We start from the raw sequence: 23,376 nt of genomic DNA, 5'->3' as shown, positions 1-23,376 counted from the left end.
AAATTTGATCGCGCTAAACCAATGCGATCTAGTGTCAGTTCGAGTTGTTATTGACGAGTTTTCGCACGTTGGTGGCGACGAGACGGACCTTCGCGAGGACCTCGCCGGCGGTCGCGGTCCAGGTGAACGGTTTCGCGTTCTCGTTCCAGGAGTTGATGTAGTCGCGGATCTGCTTGATCAGGACGTTGACGCTGGAGGACGTGCTGCGGCGGATCGACTGCCGGGTGAGGATTCCGAGCCAGATCTCGATCTGGTTCAGCCACGACGAGCCGATGGGAGTGAAGTGGAAGTGGACGTGCGGGTTCTTGACCAGCCACTCCTTGACCGCCGGAGTGGTGTGTGTCGAGAGGTTGTCCAGGACGACATGGATCTCCTTCCCAGCGTGCGGTTTCACTGCCTTCTTGAGGAAGGCCAGGAAGTCCTTGCCGTTCCGGGTCGGCTTGCACTCGCCAAGCACTTCGCCGGTGGCCACGTTCAGGGCGGCGAACAGGTTTGTGGTGCCGTGCCGGACGTAGTCGGCGGTGCGTTTCTCGCTCGCCGCGAAGGCGACCGGCAGCACCGGCTGGGTGCGGTCCAGTGCCTGGATCCGCGTCTTCTCGTCGATGGAGAGGACCACCGCGCCGCCCGGCGGGGCCAGATACAGGCCGATCACATCGGCCACCTTCGCCGCGAACGCGGGATCTTTGGAAATCTTGAAAGTGCCGGACCGGTGCGGCTTCAGGCTCTGCTCCCGCCAGATGCGCGCGATGTAATGCCAGGACACCGAGATGTTCTCGGTCCGCTTCAGATACTTCGCCAACTCCCGCGTGGACCAGTGCGAAAGACCCGTGCCGTCCGGTGGCGTCATACGTGTCAGCGCGATGACGCGGGCCCGCACTCGGGCCGGTACTTGTTCCCGGGGCCCACCGGGCCGGTCGCCTTCCAGCCCGGCCACGCCACGCTCGGCATACCGAGTTTTCCAACCGTCGACCGTCGGCAGCGAGACCCCGAGCAACTCGGCAATGTCTTTGCGCCGACGGCCATCGCCGGACCACAGGACGATACGAGCCCGCGTCGCGATGTCAGCGGGCACGTCCCGGCTGTTCACCAACTCCCGCAGCTCGGCGGCCCGTTCCACCGAGATCTCCATGCCGATAGATCGAACCACACAAGATCAAGTAACGCTGGCGGAATCACGAGACACTAGGGCCCAGGCGGGCGGCGATGGGGGCCTCACTCCGGCTGGGGTCCCATTTGGGGCCGTTGGACCCTGGCCCGCCATTCTTCATGCCGATTAACTTTCCGGACCATGATGATTTGTGGACGGAATGGATGAAGAAGCTCACGATGTGTGGTGCGGCAGCGGTGGCGATCATCACTGGGGCGTTGTTGACGGCAGGGGCTGAGGGGGCACCGCGAAGAGAGGCGCCGGTCAAGGACCAGGGCGGCGGGGTCGCGCCTTACGCTGGTCGCCGGAACGTGGATGTGCAAGTCAAGGGCGGCACGTTGCGTGGCGTGATCGAGTGGGACTACAGGTTCACTGGTGAGTCGTCGTTGAAGGTGTGGGGCGCGGTGACCAGCACGGGAAGGGGCTGTGTCCAGGCGAGACTGCACTATGAGGAGGTCTTGCTCGGCCAGGGACGCTCGCACGGCACCAACAAGGGCGGCTTTCCGGACCGGTTCGAGGAGCCCGTCGTGGGTGGCCAGCGGCGTGACCTTATCGTCAATTCGGTCTGCGGGAGTGGCAAGTCACACGAGTTCCACCGGGCCTGGAGGCTTCAGCCGGTCAGTGGTCGCACCAAGCTCTGGATGGACGTTTGGCTCGGTCTCAAGACTGAGCAAGCGTGGAGCGGCTGGAAGTGACATAGATCGGTGATTGAGGCCGCGGGCCGGTCATGGTGCGGGCTTATTGGGAGCTTCTGATTCTAGGTTGTGTGTCATTCGTTCTAGGACGCTGATCGTGGTGCGGTAGTCGGCTTGAGAGATGCCTGCCATGGAGCGTTCACGGAAAGCGTCGACGTGCTCAGCGACCTGCGCCAGGTGGGCACGGCCATTGGGGGTGAGGCTCAGCCGGTCCGGGCTGGGGCGTGTCGCCCAATGATTGGCCAGCGTGGTGTCGATGGCGGCCTGCAGGGTCTGGACGTCGGCGTTCGCTTGGAGGAGCGAGAAGAGTTCGGTGTCGGAGGTCTCGTCCTTGATGGAGTTGAGGACCTGCCAGACGACTCGGGTGAGGCCGAAGTCGTCCAGCATGTCGTCCATGTACCGGGTGATCGCGCTGTCGGTGCGATTGAGCCAGTATCCGATGGGTTTCATTTTTTCCTCAGAAGGCGGCGGCGTTCTCCCGGGCCCATTGCTCGAACGTGCGGGCAGGCTTGCCCAGGAGGGTCTCGGTGGTGTCGGCGATGACGGCGGGTTCGGTGGCGGCGGCCCAGAGGGCGAGCAGGGAGTTGACCACCGGGGCGGGCATGTAGCGGCTCATCTGCCGCTCGGCCTCGGCGTGGCTGATCTTCTCGACCGGGATCTCGCGGTCGAGGACGTTCGACAGGACGGCGAGTTGCTCGCGGAAGGTGAGCGAGTGCGCGCCGGTGAGGGTGACGGAACGACCCCTGAGCGCGTCGCCGGTCAGGGCGGCGACGGCGATGTCCGCGATGTCGTCGGGGTGGATGGGCGCGATGTTCGCGTCCGGGTAGGCGAGCTGGATCGGCATGTTCTGGCCGATGAAGTAGGCCCAGCCGAGGGCATTGCTGGCGAACGCGTCGGGTCGCAGGAACGTGCAGCTGAGGTTGGACGCTTTCAGGGCGCGCTCTACGGCGAGGCTGTGGAAGGCCAACGGGTCGGTTTCGGCGTCGGGACCGAGCACCGAGGATGACGACAGAAGGACGATGTGACTGACGCCCGCGGCCTCGGCGGTCTTGACGAACGCGTCGATGCCGTCCGGCTCGGGGTAGAGGAACACCTGGTCGACTCCGCGCAGCGCAGCCTCGAACGTCTCGGGTCGGGTGAGCTTGAGCTCGATCACGCCGGCGCCGGAAGGCTCGGCACTCGCGACGCGCACGGGGTGCCCGGCGGCCTTGAGGCGATCGATCACGCCTTGGCCGATCTTGCCGCGGGCGCCGGTGACCAGGATGGTCATGGAGGTCTCCTAGTTGCTCGTATACATGTGCATGCTTGCATGCATATATCTTCGAGTCAACACATGTCTTCTGGAGGCCACGGATATACGATGAGCACATGACGAGTGAGCCAAGGACGGCAGACGAGCTCCTGGACGCTGTCGGCCCGGCGTTCTCCAAGCTCCGGCGCACCGCGTTGCTGGAGGTCGAGAATCCGATATCGGCCAAGGACCTCAGCCGGTCCCTCGTCCTCAACCTCGTTCTGGAGCACACGAGGGACTCGGACAAGGAGATCACCGTCGGTGCGGTCGCCGAGCTTCTGGCCGTGGACCCCTCGGTCGCCAGCCGCATGGTCACCGACAACATCAAGGCCGGCTACCTCATTCGTGCCGCATCCCAGCAGGACGGCCGGCGTACGGTTCTCCAGCTCAGTCCCCAGGGCGCCGAACTCATGGACCGCTTCCGCAAGCACCAGCGTTCGGCGTTCGAATACATCACGGCCGACTGGCCCGAGCAGGAGCGGCTGGAGTTCGCCCGGCTGATGATCAAGTACGTCGACTCCCTGGCCGAGCTGCGGGAACGTGGCCTGGCCAAGGACACCTAGACGAGCAGTTCCGAGATCGATCTCAACACCGTCGTGATCGTACTGTCGTGAAGATCGATGACGAGCTGGACGAAGGTGAGAGCATCGCCGGCCTCCTCGCCGACATGGCACTCAGCTGAGCCGCACGATCAGCGCCACCCAGGACTTCGGCTCGGCACCATGCCTCAGGGCTTCGGCTCGGCGCCACGCCTCAGGGCTTCGGCTTGGCGCCACGCCTATCGGCTTCGGCTCGGCACGCCAAACTTCCGGCGCGATCCGGGTCGTCGGGGGAGCGGCTCCGTCCTTCGCTGAGGTTCTGGCTGCACTGGCGGCTGCCTGGCCGACGGTCTCCCGGCTGCCAGGTCCTTGGCCAGAATGTGGCTGATCGGGACCTGGCAGCCGGGAGAACGACGCCCGTCAGGAGGAAACGGCGTAGCGGGTGAGGAGGAGGCTGGAGCCCTCCCAGGTTCGGGTTTCCACGAGCTGGAACGAGGCTGGCGGACGGGTCTCGAACATGCGAACGCCGTCGCCCACGATGCCGGGGCCGATCATCAGGTGGAGTTCGTCGACCAGGCCGTGGGCCAGGAGGTCTTTCCACAGGATGTGGCTGCCGAAGACCAGGATGTCGCGGCCCGGCCCGTTCTTGAGTTCGGTGAGGTGCTTGTGGGCGTCGGCGCGAGGAACGATCTGGGTGTTGTGCCATGCGCCGGTCTGGTCGGCGGTCAGGGCGTCGGACACCACGACCTTGTCGATGTCGCTGGTGAGGCGCGAGATCTCACGTTCCACCGGCGCTGCGTCGGTGTTGTCGGCGACCGGCGGCCAGTAGTCACGGAAACCCTCGAAGGTCGTGCGTCCCAGCAACATCGTGTCGGCGGCGCGGAGGCGCTCGGCGTTGTAGTCGTCGAAGCCATGGTCGAACGGCATCGCCATGACGTCGTCGCCCGGACCCGTGTAGCAGCCGTCGAGCGAGATCAGGTTGCAGACGATCAGCTTGCGCATCTTCCTTGCCTCCCGTTCAGAGGTGTTCTGTCGGTAGGAAGAGAGACAGCGCTCCGCCTCAACTCATCGCTCCGCGGTGATTTTCTTGAAAGCGCCGGTCAGACGGCTCCCTTCATGCGGTCGGCCAGGGCTCCGTCCGTTCCGAAGAGCCGGGTCTTCCATTCGGCGATCAGCTCGGAGGTGTCGTGGTCGTCGGGGTGGAAGCCGCGCCGGTTGTAGTCGCGAAGTTGCCGGATGACCTCGCGCCGCAGCCACGGCGACCGCGGCAGCTTGCGCAGGCTCGGGAAGAGACGGAGCGGGTTGTAGGTCGAGCGGTCGAGCAGCAGCGACAGGACGGTGCCGGCGATGAGCGTGCCCAGCAGTCCGAGAGTCGTGAAGCGCATGACCCATGTGCGGATCCGGTGATTGCCGCTGACGGTCTCGTACACGTCGAACGCCACGGACTTGTGCTCGTTCTCCTCCAGCGCGTGCCACTGGAACATCGAGCGGACCTCGTCCACGTCGAACATCGCCTGCGCCTCGGAGTCCCTGAGCAGGACCTCCGCCAGCGTCGCGGTGTAGTGCTCCAGTGCCGCGGTGTTGGCAAGCTGGACGCTCTTGGGCAGGACCTTCTCGTTGAAGCTGAGGCCGTATTTGGTCAAGCGGTCGATGAGCCGGGTCGGATAGCCGTACGAGGCGAGCCGCTCGTTGAACTGGCGGTGCTCGCGCCCATGCGTCACCTCCTGGCCGATGAAGCCGGCCACCTGGCTCTTGAGCTCGGGGTCGTCGATCTGGTCGCGGTAGTTGCGCACCGTCCGGACGAAGTAGTCCTCACCTTCGGGGAAGAGGGAGGACAGGACCGTGACGATGTGGCTCATCACCAGGTCACCGTTCACGTAGTGGCGGGGCAGCTTCTCGGGCGGATACTCGAACGCGATCCGGCGCGTCCGCACGTTGCGGGGCTTTATCGCAGGCCGTGTCACCGCAGGCCGTGGACGGGAGGCAGCCTTGCTCATGGTGCCCTCCAGTGGGGTCCGGAGACACCTTGACGCTAAGAGCCCACATACATGCAGGCAAGCCTGCATGTATGTGGGCTCCATCACAATTGGACCGCTTGTCTAGTTACGGTCGGCCGGGCGTGGACGGGCCGTGGTAGATGGAGTTGACGACGATCGGCCAGGTCACACGTGGCCAGCTGCGGAAGGTGATCTCGCTTCCGGCGATGGTGGCGTGGCCCTTGCCGACCTCGAAGGTCGCGATGTTGGCCAGGCCGCCCAGCGCCGACGTGCCGGCGGCGTACCCGCTGGCCAGCAGGTCCCCGTCGTCCGGATACGTGGAGGCGACGTCGGCCTTGCCCTGGATCCTGAACGCGGCGTCCCGGTTGAACCAGACCGGCCAGCTCTCCGGCATGCCCCAGGCGGCCGGGATCGTCGGCTTGTACGAGGCGCGCAGGAGGGCGCCCGGGGCGTTGACCGAGGCGGGAGCGGCGTTCTCCACTGGCAGATCGAGCAGTTCGCGCGCGGTGAGCGAGGAGCTGCCGATCGCGACCAGGTTGCCTCCGCCGGAGACGAAGTCCGCCAGCGCGGACCAGCCCTTCTCGCCCACGCCGCGCGCCCACGCGAACTCCGGCGGGTTCTTGGCGGGATCGAGGCCGTTGACGATCGTGGTCTTGGATACCCCGTCGGCCAGCACGATCGTGTCGTACCGCCCCGGCAGGTCCGCGTAGTCGTCGGCGCTCACGACCTTGTAGTTGATGCCGTACTGGTCGAGCATCCACATCATCCAGCCACCGGGCATGTTGTTCGCCCCGCGGACGAGCCCGACGCGCGTTCCCGCCTTCAGCTTGAAGCCCTCCACCTTCGGCAGCGCGTCCGTCCCGTACACCTGGAGTCCGGTGGTGGCCGAGATCGCCTCCAGCGTCTGGCGCGCTGCCGCAGACGGCGGCACCATCACGGTGCCCGGCGCGAACGAACGCCCGCCGGCCTCGAACTTCTCGGCCGTCCGGAAAACCGGCACGTTCGCCTTCTGCAGCCGCGACAACACGTGAGCCACGCCATACGACTCCGGTGGGACCAGATAGGCCCCGCGCGGCACGTTCGGCATCCGCACAGCCTGCGGGACGATCCGCTGCACGCGTCGCAGCTGCGCCGTGAACGCCTTGTCCACTGCGTCGACGTCCACGCCGAGCAGCAGCCCGACATTGTCGGTCGTCTCGCTGTACGGCATGATCAGCGGGCAGTCGGCGCACTTGCGCGCCGCCTTCTCCGGATACCTGTCGACCTTGAGCAGCTGGTCGATCCATCGGCCCAGCGGCTGCCGCGTCCGCAGCACGTACGAGCCGGCCGCATAGCTCTTGCCGCCCGCCGTGAACGGCGCCGCCGCCTGCTCGATCTCGACCCGCCCGAACTCGAACAGCCGCATCATCTCCAGCACCGCGAACGGGTCACGCTGACCCGCCGGCACGACGTACGCGTACGGAGCACCCGGCACCACGTCCGGCAGCGCCACGCCATTGCGCGCGACCTGGTACAGGTTGTTGAACAGCCACGACTCGCCGTTCTTCGCGACGTTCTCGATGCCCGCGTACGCGGCGGTCTTCGCGTACGCCACGATCTGCTCCAGCGTCCACGTCGACTGGTCGTACGGCTGCATCATGCGCACCGTCATGTTCTGCGGGCCGAGGGGTTTGCCATCCGGGCTGGTGAACGGGTACGCGAGGTCCTTGGCGGAGGCGATCTCGGTCAGGAACAACGACGTGCCGAGGAACGTCGAGAAGCCCATGACGTCGGCGTTCCAGAAGATCCCGTACGCGTCGTCCGTCCCGATGCCCTTCTTGCCCTCGGCCGTCAGCGCCCGGACGGCATGCGCGCCCTGAAGCGTCGCCGACTGCAGCGTGATCGGGTCGACCCCGTGGCCCAGCGGCTCGTCGTACGGAGGAGCCCACAGCCGCGGCCCGCCCGTCCCGGCCTGGTGCATGTAGTGCCCGACGACCGGCCGGTACGTCTGTTCCAGCCTGACCCGCGTCCGCGTCTCCCGCTGCGTGAACATGAACCAGTCGCGGTTGTTGTCGTGCCCGACGTAGCGGTGGTAGAGGTCGGGATAGACGCGGTTGTACGCGGTGCCCGCCGTCTTGTCGAAGTGGTCGACCACCAGGTGCTGGCCGTCCGGGTTCGCCGACGGGATCACCATCAGCACGGCGTTGTCGAGCACCGCGTCGGTGTAGTCCGAGTCCTCCGTCGCGAACCGGTGCACGATGTCGACGAGCGCCTGCGTGTTGCCGACCTCGGTCGCGTGGAGCGTGCCCTCGATCAGGTAGATCGGCTTGCTCCGGTGCGCCAGCCTGCGCGCCTCCTGCTCGGAGATGCCGCGCGGCTCGGCCAGCCGCTGGTTGTCCCGCACGATCTGGCCGAGGTTCCGGAGGTTCCTGGGCGAGCTGACGAACATCACCGGATATTCGTTGCCCATCGTGGTCCGGTCGGCGATCTGGTAGTCGACCCGGTCCGACCGATCACCGATCAGCCGGAAGTACTGCTTGATCTTGTTGAATCCGGCGAGCCTGCCGGTCGTGCCCATCGCGAAGCCGAAGTAGTCCTTGGGAGCTGGGATCGTCTTGCCCTGCGCCGTGCGCACAGCCGTACCGACCGCCCGGGACGCGTCGGCGTGCAAAGGCACACCGACGAGCACTCCGATGGTCAACACGGCGGCCAGCACGCGGGCGGTTCGCCGCGGCAGCATCCGGTCTCCTGTGATGCGGGGGACTGTTGAGGGGAGGCAGGGGAAAGAGAGGAACAGGAAAGCCAACCGGTCGGCTGAGCCCAGCGTGAATCGTGGGAGCCGAAAGGTCAATCCTTGATCGTCAACGGATCACCTGTTAGCACCGGGCGCACGCCGATGACTTTTCCCGCCGTGCCCGGTCTGACCCCATGAACCGCGACAGCGGAAGGGAGGCCCGCAGGAACCGAAGCGGGCTGAGCATGGGAGACCACGATGAAGGCTCTGGCAACTTTGGTCGCTGCGACAACCTTGTTCGCGACGTTCGCACTCCCAGCGGAACCAGCCGCTGCCGCAGGAAAAGCTGCTGCCGCAGAGAAATGGATCGGGTCTTGGCAGGCGGGTCAACAGTGGCCGAGGGACGGGGGCGGCTGGTCGACGGAAGGCTTCGACGGTCAGTCGGTCCGGCAGGTTGTTCGGTTGACCGCCGGTGGTTCGCGCGTGCGGATCACGCTGTCCAACCGCTACGGGACGAAACCGTTGCGCATCGCCGGGGCCACGATCGGGAAGGCGGGCAACGGCGCAGCAGTACGGCCCGGCACCCTGCGTCCGCTGACGTTCGACGGACGGACGGCGACCACGATCCCTGCTGGACGCGAGACCGTGTCCGATGCTGCGAGACTGCGGACCGCTCCGTTGGAATCGGTGACGGTCACGCTGTATTTCGCGGAACCCACTGGGCCCGCGACGTTCCACGAGAACGCGATGACCACGTCCTACCGTGCGGCTGGCGACCGGCGCTTCGACCGGGGAGGCCGGGCCTATGAGGAGAAGACCACCGCCTGGTACTTCCTGAGCGGCGTGGACACGTCGGGCGGCCGAGCCAAAGGCACGGGTGGTGGCCTTCGGTGACTCGCTGACCGACGGCTATGGGACAACGCCGCACACGAACATCCGGTACCCGGACGAACTCGCCGAACGGCTCCTGGCTTCGCACCGGCGGCTGAGCGTCCTCAACTCCGGGATCGGCGGGAACCTGCTCAACACCGACCATCCCTGCTGGGGCGGCGAGGCGGGCGTGAAGCGCTTCAAGCGCGAGGTGCTGGACGAACCCGGTGTACGGACGGCGATCGTGTTCGAGGGCGTCAACGACATCGTCACCCGCGAGCTGGACATGGGGCCGTGCGGCAAGTTCCCCGTGGTGGACGAGCATTCCCTCATCAAGGGCTACCGGACCCTGATCCAGGCGGCGCACGCCCGCGGCGTCACGATCATCGGCACCACACTGGGCCCGTTCAAGGGCGCCGAGTACTTCGACACCGTCGAGAACGAGCGCATCCGCGACGCCGTGAACCACTGGATCCGTACGAGCGGCGAGTTCGACGCCGTGGTGGACGCCGACAAGGCGCTCTCCAACCCAGATGACCCCGACGCCCTGCGTCCCGCCTACGACTCGGGTGACCACATCCACCCGAACGACGCCGGTGCCAAGGCCATCGCGGCCGCCGTCGACCTGAAAGAGCTCTAAGGACCTGCCGCGCCCGGCGGGCGAGTATGACCGGACTCGTCCCCGGGCGTTCCCATCCGAGCTCTATGACTTCTTGGACTTCTTCGCCTTCTTCGCGGAGGCCTTCTTGGTGTCCGTGGCCTTCTTCGCAGAAGCCTTCTTGCCGTCGGTGTCCTTGGACTTCTTCGCCTTCTTGTCCTTCTTCGCCTTGGAGCTCTTGGGCACGTCGACCACCTCGGCCTCGACCTCGGCCGCAGAGCCGTTGGCGACGCGGTTCTTGAACGTCTGCCCGATGCGGAACCGCGGCACCTGCGCGGCCGCGACCTCGACTGGCAGACCGGTGCGAGGATTGCGCGCCTGGCGTGCGGGCCGGTCAAGGCTGTCGAACGTGCCGAATCCCGTGACCAGCACGCGTTCGCCGGCCGCCACGTTCTCCATGATGGTCTCGAAGATCGCGTCCACATGACGGCGTGCGGCGGCCGGGTCGCTCCCGGCGCGAGCCGCCACTGCCTCGATCAGTTCGCTCTTGTTCATGCGCAATCCTCCCGTTTGGCCTGGTGGTCAGGCTAGACCAGCCCTCCTCAAGGACGAAAGGCCTGCTCACATCCGCCATTCCCCGAGAACCAGCGAGCGGCCAAGGACGGAACGGTGGAAAGGTGACAACCATGAACGACCCCTGGGGCATGGAGACACCGGCAGCGAACGACGGCGAGCCTGTCGAGCCGCTCCCGCCACGCCTCGCCGAGTTGGCCGCCCTGACCGGCAAGCGGGCCATCGAACCTGGTGAGCGCTGGCCTTTCGCCAAGCCCGAGGAGCTTCCGGAGGTGCAAGCACTGGCCCGCAAGGGCTGGCATGCCCTGGACGACGCGCCGCTGTACTGCTGCCTCCCGGCCACCCGCCGCTGCACCGAACGCAGCCTGGACATGACGGCGCAGGGCATTACGGAAGCGGCCCGCGACGTCCTCACCTGGTCAGACTCCCGGTTCCGGAAGTGGTGGACCGCCAGGGGCGACGGCGACAGGGGGCAGGAGGGTCAAGCGCGGGGTGGGGAGACCAGGCCTGCTTCGTAGGCGATGATGACCAGGTGGACCCGGTCGCGGGCGTCCAGCTTGGTGAAGAGACGGGCCACGTGGGCCTTGACGGTGGCCATGCTGATGGAGAGCTCGGCGGCTATCTCGGCGTTGGCCAGGCCGCGTCCGACCAGGGTGAGGACCTCGTGTTCGCGGTCGGTGATGCCGTCCAGGGGACGATGCCGAGGGGTGGGCTCGGGGCGGTCGGCGAACTCCTCGATCAGGCGGCGGGTGACGCTCGGCGCGATCAGCGCGTCGCCGGCGGCCACGACGCGGATGGCGTTGAGGATCTCCTCCAGCGCCATGTCCTTGACGAGGAAGCCGCTCGCGCCGGCGCGGAGCGAGCCGTAGACGTACTCGTCGTCGTCGAACGTGGTGAGCATGAGGACGCGGGTGTCCTTGGAGATCGCCCGCGTGGCCTCGATGCCGTCCATGCCGGGCATGCGGATGTCCATGACGGCCACGTCCGGCCGTGTCGCGCGGGCGAGGTCGACCGCCTCGGCGCCCGTGCCGGCCTCGCCGACGATGGTGAGGTCAGGGGTGTCGGCGATGAGCACGCGGAGCCCGGCGCGGATGAGGGGCTGGTCGTCGGCGAGGACGACGGTGATCGTCATGCCGGGAGACGGGCCGCGACGCGGAAGCCGCCTTCGGGGCGGGGGCCCGCGGCGAAGTGGCCGTTCAGCAGGCTGACACGTTCGCGCATGCCGGTGATCCCGTAGCCGGTGCCTGGTGCGGCGCGGCCGGGGCCGTCGTCGGTGATCTCGATGGCCAGCGCGCCGTCCAGGTAGTCGACGACCACCTGGCAGCTGGGGGTGTCCGCGTGACGCACCACGTTGGTGACGGCCTCCTGGATGATGCGGAACGCGGAGAGGTCGAGGTCCGGCGGGAGTGGGCGGGGGCTGCCGAGCCGCTGGACGTCGACCCGGACACCGGCGTCGAGTGTCGTCGCGGCCAGGCGGTCGAGGTCGGCCAGGCCAGGGGTGGGCGCCAGCGGGGCCGCCCCGGAGTCGGCCCGGCGGAGGGCCACGAGCATGCCGCGCAGGCCGGTCAGGGTCTCCCGGCTGGTGGCCTCGATGGCGGCGAGGGCGTTGCGGGCCTCGGCGGGCTGGGTGTCGATCACCCGGTTGCCCACGCCGGCCTGGATGGCGATGACCCCGATGCTGTGCGCGACCATGTCATGCAGCTCGCGGGCGATGCGGAGCCGTTCGGCGGTGACGGCCTGGTCGGTGGCCTGGGCGGCGAGCTCCTCGGCGTGGGCGCGGCGTTCGCGGATCGAATTGCCGGCGGCCCAGACGGCGACGACCGCCACGGTGACGAGGACGATGACCGTGGACTCGGGCGCCAGAAGGGCGGCGGAGGCCGTCTGCGTCGTGAGAGCCATGGCGGCGGCGATGAGCGACACGCGGGGTGGACGGGTCGCCGCGACGAACCCGACGGCGAGGTCGGTGATCAGCAGCTCCAGATAGCCGACCTCCACGTTCTGCATCACGGCCAACGCGAGGGACCAGCCCGCGAGGAGGAGCGCGAGGGCGAACAGAGGCCTGCGCCGCAGCAGGCCGGCGGCCACCGCGGTGGAAACGACGATCGCGAGGATCTCCACGGAGGTGAAGCCGTTGTGGCCGCTGGCCATCGCGGCGTACATGACCACGGGATACGGGAGGACGAGGCACCAGGTCAGCGTCTCCCGGACACGCGGTGGCACACGGCGTGGCACGCGGCGCGGCAGCAGGGGGCGTGACGCGGCGAACATGGCCTGATCGTAGCCGCGCGGTCGCCGGTACCGGCATTGGTCTGTGGTCGTACGCCCGTGGGCTTAGTTCCGTGGCGGTAAGCCTGTGGGCTGCGGGAACGGCTCCAAATGTGATCACTGGTACGACGCGGAACGCGGGTCGTTCATCGCACCGTTGTCAGCGTGACTGAAGCCAAATGGAACGGGCGGCTCGTATTCGCCGTGCTCGCGATCGAGTTGGCGGCGATCGTGTGCTTCTCCGTGATGTACGACTCGCTGGATTTCCACATCTATATGTGGGGCGGTGAAGCCGTACTCGACGACGAGCGGCTGTATCGCGAGCAGGGGCTCGCGCATTGGTTCACCAATACGCCTTTCGCGGCCGTCACGTTCGCGCCGTTGGCCACGCTGCCCTTGGTCGTCGCCCGGGTGTTGTGGCAGTTGAGCTCGGTCGCGGCGTTCGTGGTCGCTTGCGTCGCCGCCATGAAGCTCGCGGGCTGGCGGGCCTCCCGCGCCACCGTTGGAGGAGTCGTGGCGGCCGGGCTCGCCCTCCAGCCCATGTACCAGACCTTCTTCCAGGGCCAGGTCAACCTGATCCTGCTTGCTCTCGTGCTGACCGATGTCCTTCGGGCTTCTCGGGACGGCGGCGCGCGCTGGGTGGGCGTCGGCGTCGGGGTGGCCGCCGCCATGAAATTGACTCCGGGTATTTTCATCGTCTTCTTTCTGGTGGCCGGGCGGACCAAGGCGGCCATAACGGCGGGCATGACCTTTGTCTGCTGCACGGCGTTGGGTTTCGTCGTCGCTCCCGGGGCCTCGTGGCTCTACTGGACGGAGACTTTTTACGACACCAGTCGCGTCGGCGTTCCCTACATTTCGAACCAGTCTCCGAACGGCGCGTTCGCCCGGATGCTCAATGGGGTCGACAACGTCGGCGCCTGGTATCCCGTCCTCCAGGTCGCGCTCGCGGTGATCGGGCTGGGCGCGGCGGCGGTGCTGGCCCGGCACGACGACTGGCTGGGCGCGGCGGCGGTGACCGGCACGACCGGGCTCCTGGTCTCGCCGATCTCCTGGGCGCACCACTGGGTCTGGATCATGCCCGCTCTCGTGCTGCTCGTCCGTGGCGGCCGCAAGGCGCGGATCGCCGCCGGTGCCGCCTACGTGATCTTTGTGCTGGCGCCGTTCTGGTGGACGCCGCACGACGGCGGCCCGCGGGAGTACGGGTTCCATGGGCTGATGACGCTGGTCGCCAACTGCTATCTGGTGGCGGGGCTGGCGTTCCTCGTCTTCATGGTCTGGCGCGCCACCGAGATCCGTCGTGGTGTCACGGCCGCTCCGATTCAGGATCGTGCACGAACTCGGTCCGAACGCCGAGAAGACGCACGGCTCGACGTTCGGTGAAGCGGTCGAGGGCGGCCAGGGCGGCGCGTTCGATCTCGGCCGGGTCGGCGGTGGGCGCCTTCAGCTTGTACTGCCGGGTGTAAGTGTTGAACGGGACGAAGCGCACCTTGACGGCGACCCGCTGAGTAACGCGTTGCTCGGCTGCGACTTCGGTCGCCAGCTCACGCGCCAGCCTGGCTACCTCGCGCCGCACGTCCGCCCAGTCGTCCAGGTCGTTCTGGAACGTCGTTTCGCGACCGCGAGACCGAGGAACGTAGGGTTCGCCGACTACGGCGGAGTCGTCGTGGCCTTGGCCGACCTGGACGAGCCGGGGGCCGATGGTCGGGCCGAACGCGGTGGCGAGGACCTGGGGATCGGTGCCGGCGAGTTCCCGAACGGTCGTGATGCCCAGCTCCGCGAGCCGCTTGGCGGTCTTGCCGCCGATGCCCCAGAGAGCGTCCACGGGCCGGTCCCCGAGCAGCCCGAACCATGTCTCGCCGGTCAGCCGGAAGACGCCCGCGGGCTTGCCGTAGCCTGCGGCGAGTTTGGCTTGCAGCTTGTTCTCGCCGATGCCTACGGTGCACTCGAGATCGGTGGCCTCACGTACGCGGCGCTGGATCTCACGGGCCATGGCCTCCGGGTCGCCGGTCTCGGCGGCGAGGAACGCCTCGTCCCAGCCCCAGACCTCGACCACCGCGTCGAAGGTCCGGAGGGTGGCCATCACCCGCGCCGACGCGGCCTCGTACGCGGGGGCGTCAACGGGCAGGAACACCGCTTGCGGACATCGCCTGGCGGCCGTCCGGAGTGGCAGACCGGAATGGACGCCGAACGCACGCGCCTCGTAGGACGCCGTGCTGACCACCGCCCGCCGCGCGGTCGGATCACCGTCACCGCCCACCACGACGGGCAGACCGCGCAACTCCGGGCGCCGCAGGACCTCGACCGCGGCCACGAACTGGTCGAGGTCGACGTGGAGCACCCACGGGGCCATGGTCCATTGTCACTGCCGCGGCGGAGGCGCCGGAAGGCGGGGTGACCTGCGGTTTTCTTGGACGAACGAGGCGGCGGCATGGCAGGCGCCCCGGCCGTCCGCCTGGGCGATGATCCGGCCGGATTCGACGCGTGCGGCGACCTCGGTCGCTTCACTGACGGCCGCCACGCCGACCGCAGCGGCCAGGGATCCGGACGGGTCGTGCACGATCTGGAGCCGGGGCCAGGCTGAGGGCGGAAAAGCCTGCCACAGGCAACTGCGGAGGTCAGCGACGGCCAAGCGGGCGAGTGCCCCGAGCTCGTCGGGATCGCTCGTCACCAGGACGGCCGTGACTTCGACACCGGGCGGGACGGCGCGTAGCGCCTCCTCGATGGCCTCCAGGCGGTGGAGCCCGAGCACCGCCACCACGCCGTCACCGGTAAGCCGCGCGGGTTCGGCCCGGACGGCGTCCACCACGGACGTCAGGTCTGTCGCGTTCGTCGCAGGCTGGGGAACCCAGGGCAGTGGCTCGTCCACGGGGCGCGCCGGAGCGATCCAGGGCATATGCGGAGGCGGCCATCCACCGCTCAGCTCCAGGTCCGCGAGCTGCTCGCACACGCTGATCGCGTCGAACGGCTCGACGAAACCGGGTGCGGTGGCGACCATCTGGCTCACCCCGTGCAGGGTCGTCAGGACGGACTCGGCGATCTTGACCATGCGGCGGTCGGTGCGGGCGAGTGCTTCCACGGAGAGCCCGAGCAGGATGGCGTTCAGCTTCATGAGCTGCGCGAACGGCAGTTGCAGGCGTTCCTCGGCGGCGATCTCCGGCATGAGGTCCTTGCCGAGCCTGGCGGTCCCGTGCGCGTCATCGGTGGTGAGTGGCAGACGGGCGACCCAGGCACGAGCGAACGCGCCCAACGCCTCGCGCGCCGTGCCATCCGTACCCGGGACGCCCCGGACACCCGGGACGCCCCGGACATCCCGGACGCCCGGCGCGCCGAGGGCTGCGGGGGCGTCGGAGCCCGAAGGGCCGGCGGTGGAGAGCGACGGCGGGACCTGGTTGGCGAGGTCGGCGAGCACGGAGAAATAGAGGGCCCGCTTGCCGGGGAAGTTGGAGTACACGGCGCCCCGGGTCAGCCCCGCACGATCGGCGATGCTGTCGATCTTGGCGTCGCGGAATCCCCGTTCGGCGAACTCCTTGCGCGCGGCCACCAGCACCTTGGTGCGGTTGCGCTCCTGCGTCTGCGCCCGCGTCAGCCGTCCCATCGTCCCCCGCTCGGATGGCAGCCCTGTCTGCCGCCGGTTGTTGCCGCACTCGTTTGCCGCACTGTGCGATCCAAGATAACGTCACCATTCAGATGATGAGATCATGTGATGAAATCATCTGAATTTCCGAGGAGGGTACGTGACAGGTACGGACGTTCCTGAACTTGCCGAGCTCCCCGAGATCGACCTCACCGATGTCGAGGTGATCCGCGACCCGTTCGCCGCGTACGGGCGCGCCCGGGAACGCTCGCCGCTCGCGCGCCTTCTGATGCCGGGGCAGGAGCCGTGGTGGGTGGTGACGCGGTACGAGCAGGCGCGGGCGATGCTGAGCGACCCGCGGTTCGAGATCAACGAGGCCAGCTTCATGCGGCCCGACGTGCCCGACGACTGCGTGCCCTACATGCGCACGATGTCCGAGATGAACGGGCAGGAGCACGCCCGGCTGCGCAAGCTCGTCTCACCGGCCTTCAGCCCGCGCCGCGCCGCCGCGTTCCGGCCACGGATCGAGGCGATCGTCGAGAGGCTCATCGACGAGGCGGCAGAGCATGCCGACGACGGCGTCCTGGACCTCCTGCCGCACTTCGCCCGCCCGTTGCCGATGGACGTGATCTGCGACCTGGTCGGCATCCCCGAATCCGACCGGCTGATGTGGCGGGCGTACGGGGCGACCGTCGCGGCGGCCGCAGGGGAAGATTTCGCCAAGGCCATCCCCGGGATCATGGAGGGCGCCAAGGCCGCGATCGCGCGGCGCCGGGCCGAGCCCGCCGACGACCTGATCTCCGGCCTCATCAACGCCCAGGCCGAAGGCGGCGACCGGCTCACCGACACCGAGCTCGTCACGCTGATCTGGCATCTCGTCATGGCAGGTCAGACGCCCATCAACCTCATTGCCAACGCCATGACGGCCTTGCTCGCCCATCCCGAGCAGCTCGCCGCGCTGCGGGCGGACTCCGACAACCTCATGCCACTCGCCGTCGAAGAACTCACACGTTGGTGCGGCTCGACGCTCCTGACCATCCCTCGGTACGCGAACGAGGACACCGAGATCTCCGGCGTGCCGGTACGCAAGGGCGACGCGGTGACCGTCTCGGTGGCGGCCACCAACCGGGATCCTCGCGTCTTCGCCGATCCGGAACGCCTGGACATCACGCGACCTCAGGGAACACCGGCACATCTGGGCTTCGCGCACGGGCCGCACTTCTGCCTCGGCGCGTCCATCGGACGCGTTCAAACGCAGGTGGCCCTCACCGCGCTCCTGCGACGTTTCCCCGATCTGGCGCTGGCACCCGGCACCGATCCGGCAGAGCTTCGTGCCCTCGATCCGGGCACTTGGCGCGTAACAGCGCTCCCTGTGTCGCTCTGACCACGTTCATCAAGGAGGGGCCCGGAGTGGCGCGTACGAATGGGGGCGGGAGTGGTCCGCTGAGATGCACGTTCTGCGGCAAGAGCCAGGAACAGGTAAGGCGGCTCATCGCAGGCCCCGGCCAGCTCTTCATTTGTGACGAGTGCGTGGGGCTCTGCAAGGAACTCCTTGAGGAAGAGCTCAGCGACTCCACGTCCGGCGCCACCCCGCGCAACCTCCCTAAACCGAGAGAGATCCGCAGCTATCTCGATCAGTACGTCGTCGGCCAGGAGCACGCCAAGCAGACGCTTTCGGTCGCGGTCTACAACCACTACAAGCGCGTCCGAGCCAAGAGCGCCGGAGGTGCCGGAGGTGCCGGGGGAGACGTCGAGCTGGGCAAGTCCAACCTCCTGCTCATCGGCCCGACCGGCACTGGCAAGACCTATCTCGTCCAGACGCTCGCACGGGTGCTCGACGTCCCGTTCGCCATCGTCGATGCGACCTCCCTCACCGAGGCCGGTTACGTGGGGGAGGACGTCGAGAACGTTCTGCTCAAGCTGCTCCAGGCCGCCGAGTACGACGTGGCGAGAGCCGAGACCGGCATCGTCTACATCGACGAGATCGACAAGCTTGGCCGTAAGGGCGAGAGCACGTCGATCACTCGTGATGTCTCCGGTGAGGGTGTCCAGCAGGCGCTGTTGAAGATCCTTGAAGGCACCGTCGCCAACGTGCCTCCGCAGGGCGGGCGCAAGCATCCCGGCCAGGAGTTCATCCGGATCGACACCGCCAACGTGCTGTTCATCGCCGGCGGCGCGTTCAGCGGGCTGGCACAGATCATCGAGGGGCGGACCCACCGGCGCGGCGCGGGTTTCGGTGCCGCTCTCCCGGCCGCCAAGGACGCCGGCTTGCTCACCGCGGTCATGCCGGCGGACCTCCGGACGTTCGGGCTGATCCCCGAGCTGATCGGCCGGCTCCCGGTGGTGACGACCTTCCGGCCGCTCGACCGGGCGGCGCTGGCGCGGATCCTCACCGAACCCCGGAACGCGCTGATCAAGCAGTACCAGAGGCTCTTCGCGCTGGACGGCGTCGAGTTGGAGTTCACGGCCGGCGCGATCGAGGCGATCGCCGACCAGGCACTGCTGCGCCGTACCGGAGCCCGCGCCACCCGGGCGATCCTCGAAGAGGTCCTGCTCCAGATGATGTACGAGGTGCCGAGCCGGAACGACGTCGCGCGCGTTGTGATCACCCGGGAGACCGTCCTCGACAACGTCAATCCGGTCCTCGTACCCCGCGGATGCCCCGTCGGTCGCGACGGCCACAGCGGCCGGGAGAAGTCTGCCTGACCCTCTTGCTTAAGGCTCCATCGAAGTTACAGTATGAAACTTACAAACTGTAACTTTATCCGGCGAGGGAGCGTCATGGCCGAGCGCAGTGGACGCAGAATTGTCGTGATCGGCGGTGGCCTGGCCGGACTCGCCTCGGCGGTCTGGCTCGCCGAAGCGGGCGACCAGGTGACGCTGCTGGAACGGCGAGGGCGCCTCGGTGGCCGGACGCTCGGCTTCCCGCTCGACGCGGCCGGCGGCGAGATGGTCGACAACGGGCAGCACGTGATCGCGGGTTCGTACACGAACATCTTCCGGTACCTCGACTCGGTGGGCACCCGGGAGTTCGTCCGGTTCCCCGACCAATGGGGTGTCCGTGCGCCGGACGGCACGGCGGGCAGCCTCGGCATCCGTGCGCGCGACCAGCTGAAGGTCCTTGCGGGCAAGGCACCCGGGATCAGCGTCCGCGACGTGTTCAAGAGCATCCCCGCACAGGCGAAGCTGTTCGCCGCCTCCCGCCGCCCGGCCGGCGAACTGGACCAGATCACCGTCGACGAATGGCTCGACCGCGTCGGCATGCCGGCTTCCGTGCGCCGGGTCCTCTGGCACCCGGTCACCATCGGCGTGCTCAACGAACTTCCGCACCTCGCCTCGGCCCATGCGCTCGCCTCGGCCATCCAGACGGGCATGCGCAACACCCGGAAGTATCGGAGGCGTGCCATGAGCATCGGGTGGCCCACGGTCGACCTCCACACCCTGTATCTCGCGGGTGCGGAGAAGGCGTTCGCCAAGCACGGCGTGGACGTGCGGCTCCGCGCGAAGGCCACCCGCATCGAGGTGACCGAACAACAAGTGCGCGGGATGACCGACCGGCAAGTGCGCGGGATGACCGACCGGCAAGTGCCCGGGGTGACCGACCAGCACGTGCCCGGGATGACCGGTCGGCGCGTGCACGGCGTGCGAATGGCCGACGGCGGGCTGATCGAAGCGGACGCCGTCGTGATGGCGGTCCCGGCCTGGGACGTCGGCGGCCTGCTCGACGACGTGCCGGGCGCGGAGCCGATCGTCGCCGCCACCCGCGAGCTGGTGCCGATCCCGATCATGTCGGTCAACCTCTATCTCGACCGTCCGATCGGCACCGAGCATCCCTGGGAGACCCTGCTCGACACCGACGTGCACTGGGTCTTCGACCGGACGCTCATGCACGGCCGGCGCAGCGAGGCGGGCTGGCTGTACGCCCTGACCACCTGCGCCTCGTACGACCTGATCGAACTCCGCAGGCCCGAGGTGGTCGAACGCTGCATGGCCTCGCTCCGTTCGGTCTATCCGGAGGCACGGGAGGCGAACGTCGTGCACGCACACGTGGTGCCCTGGCGGCGCGCCACCTTCTCCTCCCGTCCCGGCACCGGCACGATCCGCCCCGGCCAGCGCACCGAGGTCGAAGGGCTGGCGCTCGCCGGCGACTGGACCCGCAACGACTGGCCGACCACGATGGAGGGCGCGGCGCAGAGCGCGGCCCGCGCCGTCGAGGTCCTGCGCGACGTACGCCCCAGGTCGGCGGCGGGTTCGTCGGGCCGTTGAGCCTGTGGTGCACTGACCTCATGGCAAGGATGAGCGCCGAGCAGCGACGGGACCAGATCCTGGACGCCACCAGGGCGATCGTGGACGCGGAGGGGTTCGCCGCGGTCACCATCGGCCGGGTGGCCGAGGCCGCCGGGATCACCCGCACCCTGGTCTACCACCAGTTCCAGGGCTTGCCCGGCCTGCTCACCGCGCTGGTCGACCGCGAGGCCGAACGGGCCATGGCGGGACTGAGCAAGGTGATCGCGCAGCGCCCGTCCGGCGACCGTGATCCGTTCACCGCCGCGCTCGCCGGGCTCATCGAGGCGGCCTCGGCCGACCCGGCGACCTGGCGGATGTTCCTCATGCCCTCCGAAGGCGGGCCGCCCGAGCTGTACGAACGCATCGAGCAAGGCCGCGCGGTCGGCCGTGCCCGCATCATCGAACTGGTCAAGGGCGCGGACGACGGGAACCCCGTACCCACCGGGCCCGACCCCGAGCTGACCATCCACCTGCTGCACATGGTCGGTGACGAGCTGCTCCGCCTGCACCTCCGCGATCCGGACACCTACCCTGCCGAACGAGTGCTGGCGCAGTGCGAGCACATGGCCGATCACCTGCACACCACCGCCCACGTGGCAGACTCGTGACCATGACATATGCCGCCGCAGAGGACCGTTACGACCGGATCCCGTACCGCCGCACCGGACGCAGCGGGCTCAAACTCCCGGCTGTGTCGCTGGGTCTGTGGCACAACTTCGGCGACGACCGGCCGCTCGACACCCAGCGGGCCATCCTGCGCCGGGCGTTCGACCTGGGCGTCACGCACTTCGACCTTGCCAACAACTACGGCCCGCCGTACGGCTCCGCCGAGCTCAACTTCGGCCACATCTTCCGCGACGACTTCGCCGCGTACCGCGACGAACTGGTCATCTCCACAAAGGCGGGCTACGACATGTGGCCTGGCCCGTACGGCGAATGGGGCTCGCGCAAGTACATGCTGAGCAGCCTCGACCAGTCGCTCAAGCGGATGGGCCTGGACTACGTCGACATCTTCTACAGCCACCGTTTCGACCCCGAGACGCCGCTCGAAGAGACGATGGGCGCGCTGGACCAGGCCGTACGTTCGGGCAAGGCGCTGTACGCGGGCATCTCCTCGTACTCACCGGAACGGACGGCAGAGGCGGCGACCATCCTGCGCGACATGGGCACGCCGCTGCTCATCCACCAGCCGTCGTACTCGATGCTCAACCGCTGGATCGAGGACGATCTCCTGGACACGCTGGAGGACGAGGGCGTCGGCTGCATCGCGTTCTCGCCACTGGCCCAGGGCATGCTCACCGACAAGTACCTGAACGGCATCCCCGCCGGATCACGAGCCAGCCTCGACAGATCACTGAGCGGCGACATGCTCACCGACGAGGTCCTCGGGCACATCCGCAGACTGAACGACCTCGCCGCCTCGCGCGGGCAGTCGTTGGCGCAGATGGCCCTGGCCTGGGCCCTCCGTGACCAGCGCGTCACGTCGGTCCTCATCGGAGCCAGCAGCGTCGCCCAACTCGAAGACAGCCTCGCCTGCGTCGACAACCTCGCCTTCAGCGACGAGGAACTCCAAGCCATCGACAAGGACGCGGTCGACTCAGGCATCAACATCTGGTCCGCCTCCAGCGAGCACTAAGCCGCCACCCGGATCAGGACCGCAACGCGCACGTGATTTTTCGGGCATCGACCAGCCAAGAAGCCTCCGGCGCGTGAGTGCAGGGACTGAGCGAGGTGCGTGCGGCTCGTTCAGGAGAAGAGGGTGTCGCGTGGGGAGCGGCCGTAGCGATTTCGGTAGGCGACGGCGAAGCGGCCGTGGTGTGCGAAGCCCCAGGTGTTGGCGATGGCGGCGACAGTGTCGCCCTTGGTGGGATCGCTCATCTGCAGGTCCAGATGGGCGCGGTCAAGGCGGACTTGGCGCAGGTACGCGGTCGGCGTGATGCCCAAATGCCTCTGGAACGCGGCCTGCAAAGCACGCGGACCGACTCGTGCGGCCGCGGCGATTTCGGTGACGCTGATGTCGGTGTCCGCGTGAGCGTCGATGAACGCGATGGCGCGGCGTACCGCCCCGGGCTCGACCGTCCCGCGCAGCGACGTCTCCTCCATGACGACCGGGAACGTCTCGAGGAGGGTGGCCGTGAGCAGCCGGAAGATCTCCGCACGGATCAGCGGGCTGGCCAGCGCGTCCTGGTCGGCGAGGAACTCCCGGGTCACGTGCTTGACCACGGACCGCCAGTACCGCGCCCGCGTAGCCGATACCGGCCGGGAGAGCGGGAACCGGACGCGGCTCTCGGTGAGTTCGCCCGCGTACTTGATCACTGCGGCGGTGTTGAGACGGAGGACACCTAGTCCTTTCCCTTGCCATCGCACTGCGAGCCGGGTGTCCGGCGGGACGAGGAGCTCTTCTCCGGGCTCGGCGCGTACGTCGTCGTTACGGGTGGAAACGGCCAGCCTGCCCTTGAGCACATGCGGAACCAGCAGGTCGCCGACGGGTTCGGCCACCGTCCGCAACTCCATCGACTGCGCGATGAACTCGACGCCGAACCGTTCCTCACGAGTGGAACTGGCCCGGAAGCGGAAGTGATCGCGGTCGCCGGACAGATGCGGCGCGTGGTCGGCATAGGTCGAGCACAGGTAGTCGTGCGCCATGTCCACGTCACCGGTCGCGAACTCGGTATGCGCCATGGGCACCGTCGAAGACACGGCCATGCGGGCCACCTCCCGACCCAACTTGCATCCCTTCCCGTAGATTGACCGCTTGGTCGGGTGCCGTCCAGTTGTCCGCACAGCGAATGGGTTGTCCACTGGCCGAACGCATCCGCTTGCCACC

23 protein-coding genes are annotated in these 23,376 nt (G+C 67.9%); 11 read left to right on the top strand and 12 right to left on the bottom strand.

The features are described from left to right. Nucleotides 1–34: 34 nt before the first annotated feature. A complete protein-coding gene (locus tag F8566_RS15835; RefSeq protein WP_151561016.1) occupies nucleotides 35–1,129 on the bottom strand; it encodes an IS630 family transposase in 1,095 nt (364 codons plus the stop codon). Between the two features lie 182 nt (nucleotides 1,130–1,311). Between F8566_RS15835 and F8566_RS15830 the strand changes: the two genes are divergently transcribed. Beyond that, a complete protein-coding gene (locus tag F8566_RS15830; protein WP_151561015.1) occupies nucleotides 1,312–1,842 on the top strand; it encodes a hypothetical protein in 531 nt (176 codons plus the stop codon). A 30-nt stretch (nucleotides 1,843–1,872) separates the two neighbouring features. On the opposite strand, the gene F8566_RS15825 is transcribed toward F8566_RS15830, so the two are convergent. Continuing rightward, the gene (locus F8566_RS15825; protein WP_151561014.1) at nucleotides 1,873–2,292 is read right to left on the bottom strand and encodes a MarR family winged helix-turn-helix transcriptional regulator; all 420 of its coding nucleotides are present in this window, start codon (nucleotides 2,290–2,292) and stop codon (nucleotides 1,873–1,875) included. Between the two features lie 7 nt (nucleotides 2,293–2,299). After that, on the bottom strand, nucleotides 2,300–3,112 hold the full coding sequence (locus F8566_RS15820) for an NAD(P)H-binding protein (RefSeq protein WP_151561013.1): 813 nt from the start codon (nucleotides 3,110–3,112) through the stop codon (nucleotides 2,300–2,302). Between the two features lie 98 nt (nucleotides 3,113–3,210). Between F8566_RS15820 and F8566_RS15815 the strand changes: the two genes are divergently transcribed. Then, on the top strand, nucleotides 3,211–3,696 hold the full coding sequence (locus F8566_RS15815) for a MarR family winged helix-turn-helix transcriptional regulator (protein WP_151561012.1): 486 nt from the start codon (nucleotides 3,211–3,213) through the stop codon (nucleotides 3,694–3,696). 396 nt (nucleotides 3,697–4,092) lie between these two features. Here F8566_RS15815 and F8566_RS15810 read toward each other — a convergent pair whose 3' ends face one another. The 3 genes from F8566_RS15810 to F8566_RS15800 all read right to left on the bottom strand — a co-directional run bounded on the left by F8566_RS15810 (nucleotide 4,093) and on the right by F8566_RS15800 (nucleotide 8,388). Next, nucleotides 4,093–4,674, bottom strand: coding sequence for a dihydrofolate reductase family protein (locus F8566_RS15810; protein WP_151561011.1), 582 nt, complete (start codon nucleotides 4,672–4,674; stop codon nucleotides 4,093–4,095). A gap of 98 nt (nucleotides 4,675–4,772) precedes the next feature. Further along, the gene (locus F8566_RS15805) at nucleotides 4,773–5,606 is read right to left on the bottom strand and encodes a metal-dependent hydrolase (protein WP_225993221.1); all 834 of its coding nucleotides are present in this window, start codon (nucleotides 5,604–5,606) and stop codon (nucleotides 4,773–4,775) included. A 169-nt stretch (nucleotides 5,607–5,775) separates the two neighbouring features. Further along, nucleotides 5,776–8,388, bottom strand: coding sequence for a M14 family zinc carboxypeptidase (locus F8566_RS15800; protein ID WP_151561009.1), 2,613 nt, complete (start codon nucleotides 8,386–8,388; stop codon nucleotides 5,776–5,778). A 477-nt stretch (nucleotides 8,389–8,865) separates the two neighbouring features. Between F8566_RS15800 and F8566_RS51185 the strand changes: the two genes are divergently transcribed. Both F8566_RS51185 and F8566_RS51180 read left to right on the top strand, forming a co-directional pair. Continuing rightward, on the top strand, nucleotides 8,866–9,276 hold the full coding sequence (locus F8566_RS51185) for a hypothetical protein (protein WP_225993220.1): 411 nt from the start codon (nucleotides 8,866–8,868) through the stop codon (nucleotides 9,274–9,276). After that, nucleotides 9,263–9,892 carry an SGNH/GDSL hydrolase family protein gene (locus F8566_RS51180; protein ID WP_264159320.1) on the top strand — a complete coding sequence of 210 codons (630 nt, stop codon included), beginning with the start codon at nucleotides 9,263–9,265 and terminating at the stop codon, nucleotides 9,890–9,892. The genes F8566_RS51185 and F8566_RS51180 overlap by 14 nt, the downstream gene beginning before the upstream one ends. Nucleotides 9,893–9,955: 63 nt before the next feature. On the opposite strand, the gene F8566_RS15790 is transcribed toward F8566_RS51180, so the two are convergent. Continuing rightward, nucleotides 9,956–10,405 (bottom strand): HU family DNA-binding protein, encoded by a 450-nt coding sequence (locus F8566_RS15790; RefSeq protein ID WP_151561008.1) that lies wholly within the window; start codon nucleotides 10,403–10,405, stop codon nucleotides 9,956–9,958. Nucleotides 10,406–10,536: 131 nt separating this feature from the next. Here F8566_RS15790 and F8566_RS15785 point away from each other — a divergent pair, with 131 nt between their 5' ends. Beyond that, complete coding sequence (locus tag F8566_RS15785; protein WP_151561007.1) at nucleotides 10,537–10,941, top strand: hypothetical protein; 405 nt, start codon at nucleotides 10,537–10,539, stop codon at nucleotides 10,939–10,941. Here the strand turns inward: F8566_RS15785 and F8566_RS15780 are convergent. Next, nucleotides 10,905–11,555 carry a response regulator gene (locus F8566_RS15780; protein ID WP_151561006.1) on the bottom strand — a complete coding sequence of 217 codons (651 nt, stop codon included), beginning with the start codon at nucleotides 11,553–11,555 and terminating at the stop codon, nucleotides 10,905–10,907. The two genes, F8566_RS15785 and F8566_RS15780, sit on opposite strands and share 37 nt — an antisense overlap. Continuing rightward, nucleotides 11,552–12,691 (bottom strand): sensor histidine kinase, encoded by a 1,140-nt coding sequence (locus F8566_RS15775; protein WP_151561005.1) that lies wholly within the window; start codon nucleotides 12,689–12,691, stop codon nucleotides 11,552–11,554. The genes F8566_RS15780 and F8566_RS15775 overlap by 4 nt, the downstream gene beginning before the upstream one ends. A gap of 162 nt (nucleotides 12,692–12,853) precedes the next feature. On the opposite strand from F8566_RS15775, the gene F8566_RS15770 reads away from it, so the two are divergent. Then, a complete protein-coding gene (locus F8566_RS15770) occupies nucleotides 12,854–14,068 on the top strand; it encodes a glycosyltransferase 87 family protein (protein WP_151561004.1) in 1,215 nt (404 codons plus the stop codon). Here F8566_RS15770 and F8566_RS15765 read toward each other — a convergent pair. Both F8566_RS15765 and F8566_RS15760 read right to left on the bottom strand, forming a co-directional pair. Further along, nucleotides 13,992–15,038, bottom strand: coding sequence for a DNA polymerase IV (locus F8566_RS15765; protein WP_151561003.1), 1,047 nt, complete (start codon nucleotides 15,036–15,038; stop codon nucleotides 13,992–13,994). The two genes, F8566_RS15770 and F8566_RS15765, sit on opposite strands and share 77 nt — an antisense overlap. A gap of 9 nt (nucleotides 15,039–15,047) precedes the next feature. Next, nucleotides 15,048–16,283: a TetR/AcrR family transcriptional regulator gene (locus F8566_RS15760; RefSeq protein ID WP_151561002.1), complete on the bottom strand. Its 1,236-nt coding sequence runs from the start codon at nucleotides 16,281–16,283 to the stop codon at nucleotides 15,048–15,050. Between the two features lie 139 nt (nucleotides 16,284–16,422). On the opposite strand from F8566_RS15760, the gene F8566_RS15755 reads away from it, so the two are divergent. Genes F8566_RS15755 through mgrA form a run of 5 tightly spaced genes read left to right on the top strand, consistent with a single transcriptional unit; the run spans nucleotide 16,423 to nucleotide 22,185 of the window. After that, on the top strand, nucleotides 16,423–17,646 hold the full coding sequence (locus F8566_RS15755; RefSeq protein ID WP_151561001.1) for a cytochrome P450: 1,224 nt from the start codon (nucleotides 16,423–16,425) through the stop codon (nucleotides 17,644–17,646). Nucleotides 17,647–17,672: 26 nt separating this feature from the next. After that, nucleotides 17,673–18,968, top strand: a complete 1,296-nt coding sequence (clpX, locus tag F8566_RS15750; RefSeq protein WP_151561000.1) for an ATP-dependent Clp protease ATP-binding subunit ClpX — start codon at nucleotides 17,673–17,675, stop codon at nucleotides 18,966–18,968. 33 nt (nucleotides 18,969–19,001) lie between these two features. Continuing rightward, nucleotides 19,002–20,528: a hydroxysqualene dehydroxylase HpnE gene (hpnE, locus tag F8566_RS15745; protein ID WP_151560999.1), complete on the top strand. Its 1,527-nt coding sequence runs from the start codon at nucleotides 19,002–19,004 to the stop codon at nucleotides 20,526–20,528. A gap of 20 nt (nucleotides 20,529–20,548) precedes the next feature. Further along, complete coding sequence (locus tag F8566_RS15740; protein WP_151560998.1) at nucleotides 20,549–21,157, top strand: TetR/AcrR family transcriptional regulator; 609 nt, start codon at nucleotides 20,549–20,551, stop codon at nucleotides 21,155–21,157. 2 nt (nucleotides 21,158–21,159) lie between these two features. Further along, nucleotides 21,160–22,185 (top strand): L-glyceraldehyde 3-phosphate reductase, encoded by a 1,026-nt coding sequence (gene mgrA / locus F8566_RS15735; protein ID WP_151560997.1) that lies wholly within the window; start codon nucleotides 21,160–21,162, stop codon nucleotides 22,183–22,185. Between the two features lie 110 nt (nucleotides 22,186–22,295). Here mgrA and F8566_RS15730 read toward each other — a convergent pair whose 3' ends face one another. Beyond that, nucleotides 22,296–23,255: an AraC family transcriptional regulator gene (locus tag F8566_RS15730; RefSeq protein WP_151560996.1), complete on the bottom strand. Its 960-nt coding sequence runs from the start codon at nucleotides 23,253–23,255 to the stop codon at nucleotides 22,296–22,298. Nucleotides 23,256–23,376 lie beyond the last annotated feature (121 nt).

The organism is Actinomadura rudentiformis, from assembly GCF_008923185.1.
Classification (GTDB): Bacteria; Actinomycetota; Actinomycetes; order Streptosporangiales; family Streptosporangiaceae; genus Spirillospora; species Spirillospora rudentiformis.
This window is presented reverse-complemented; position numbering and strand designations above follow the sequence as displayed.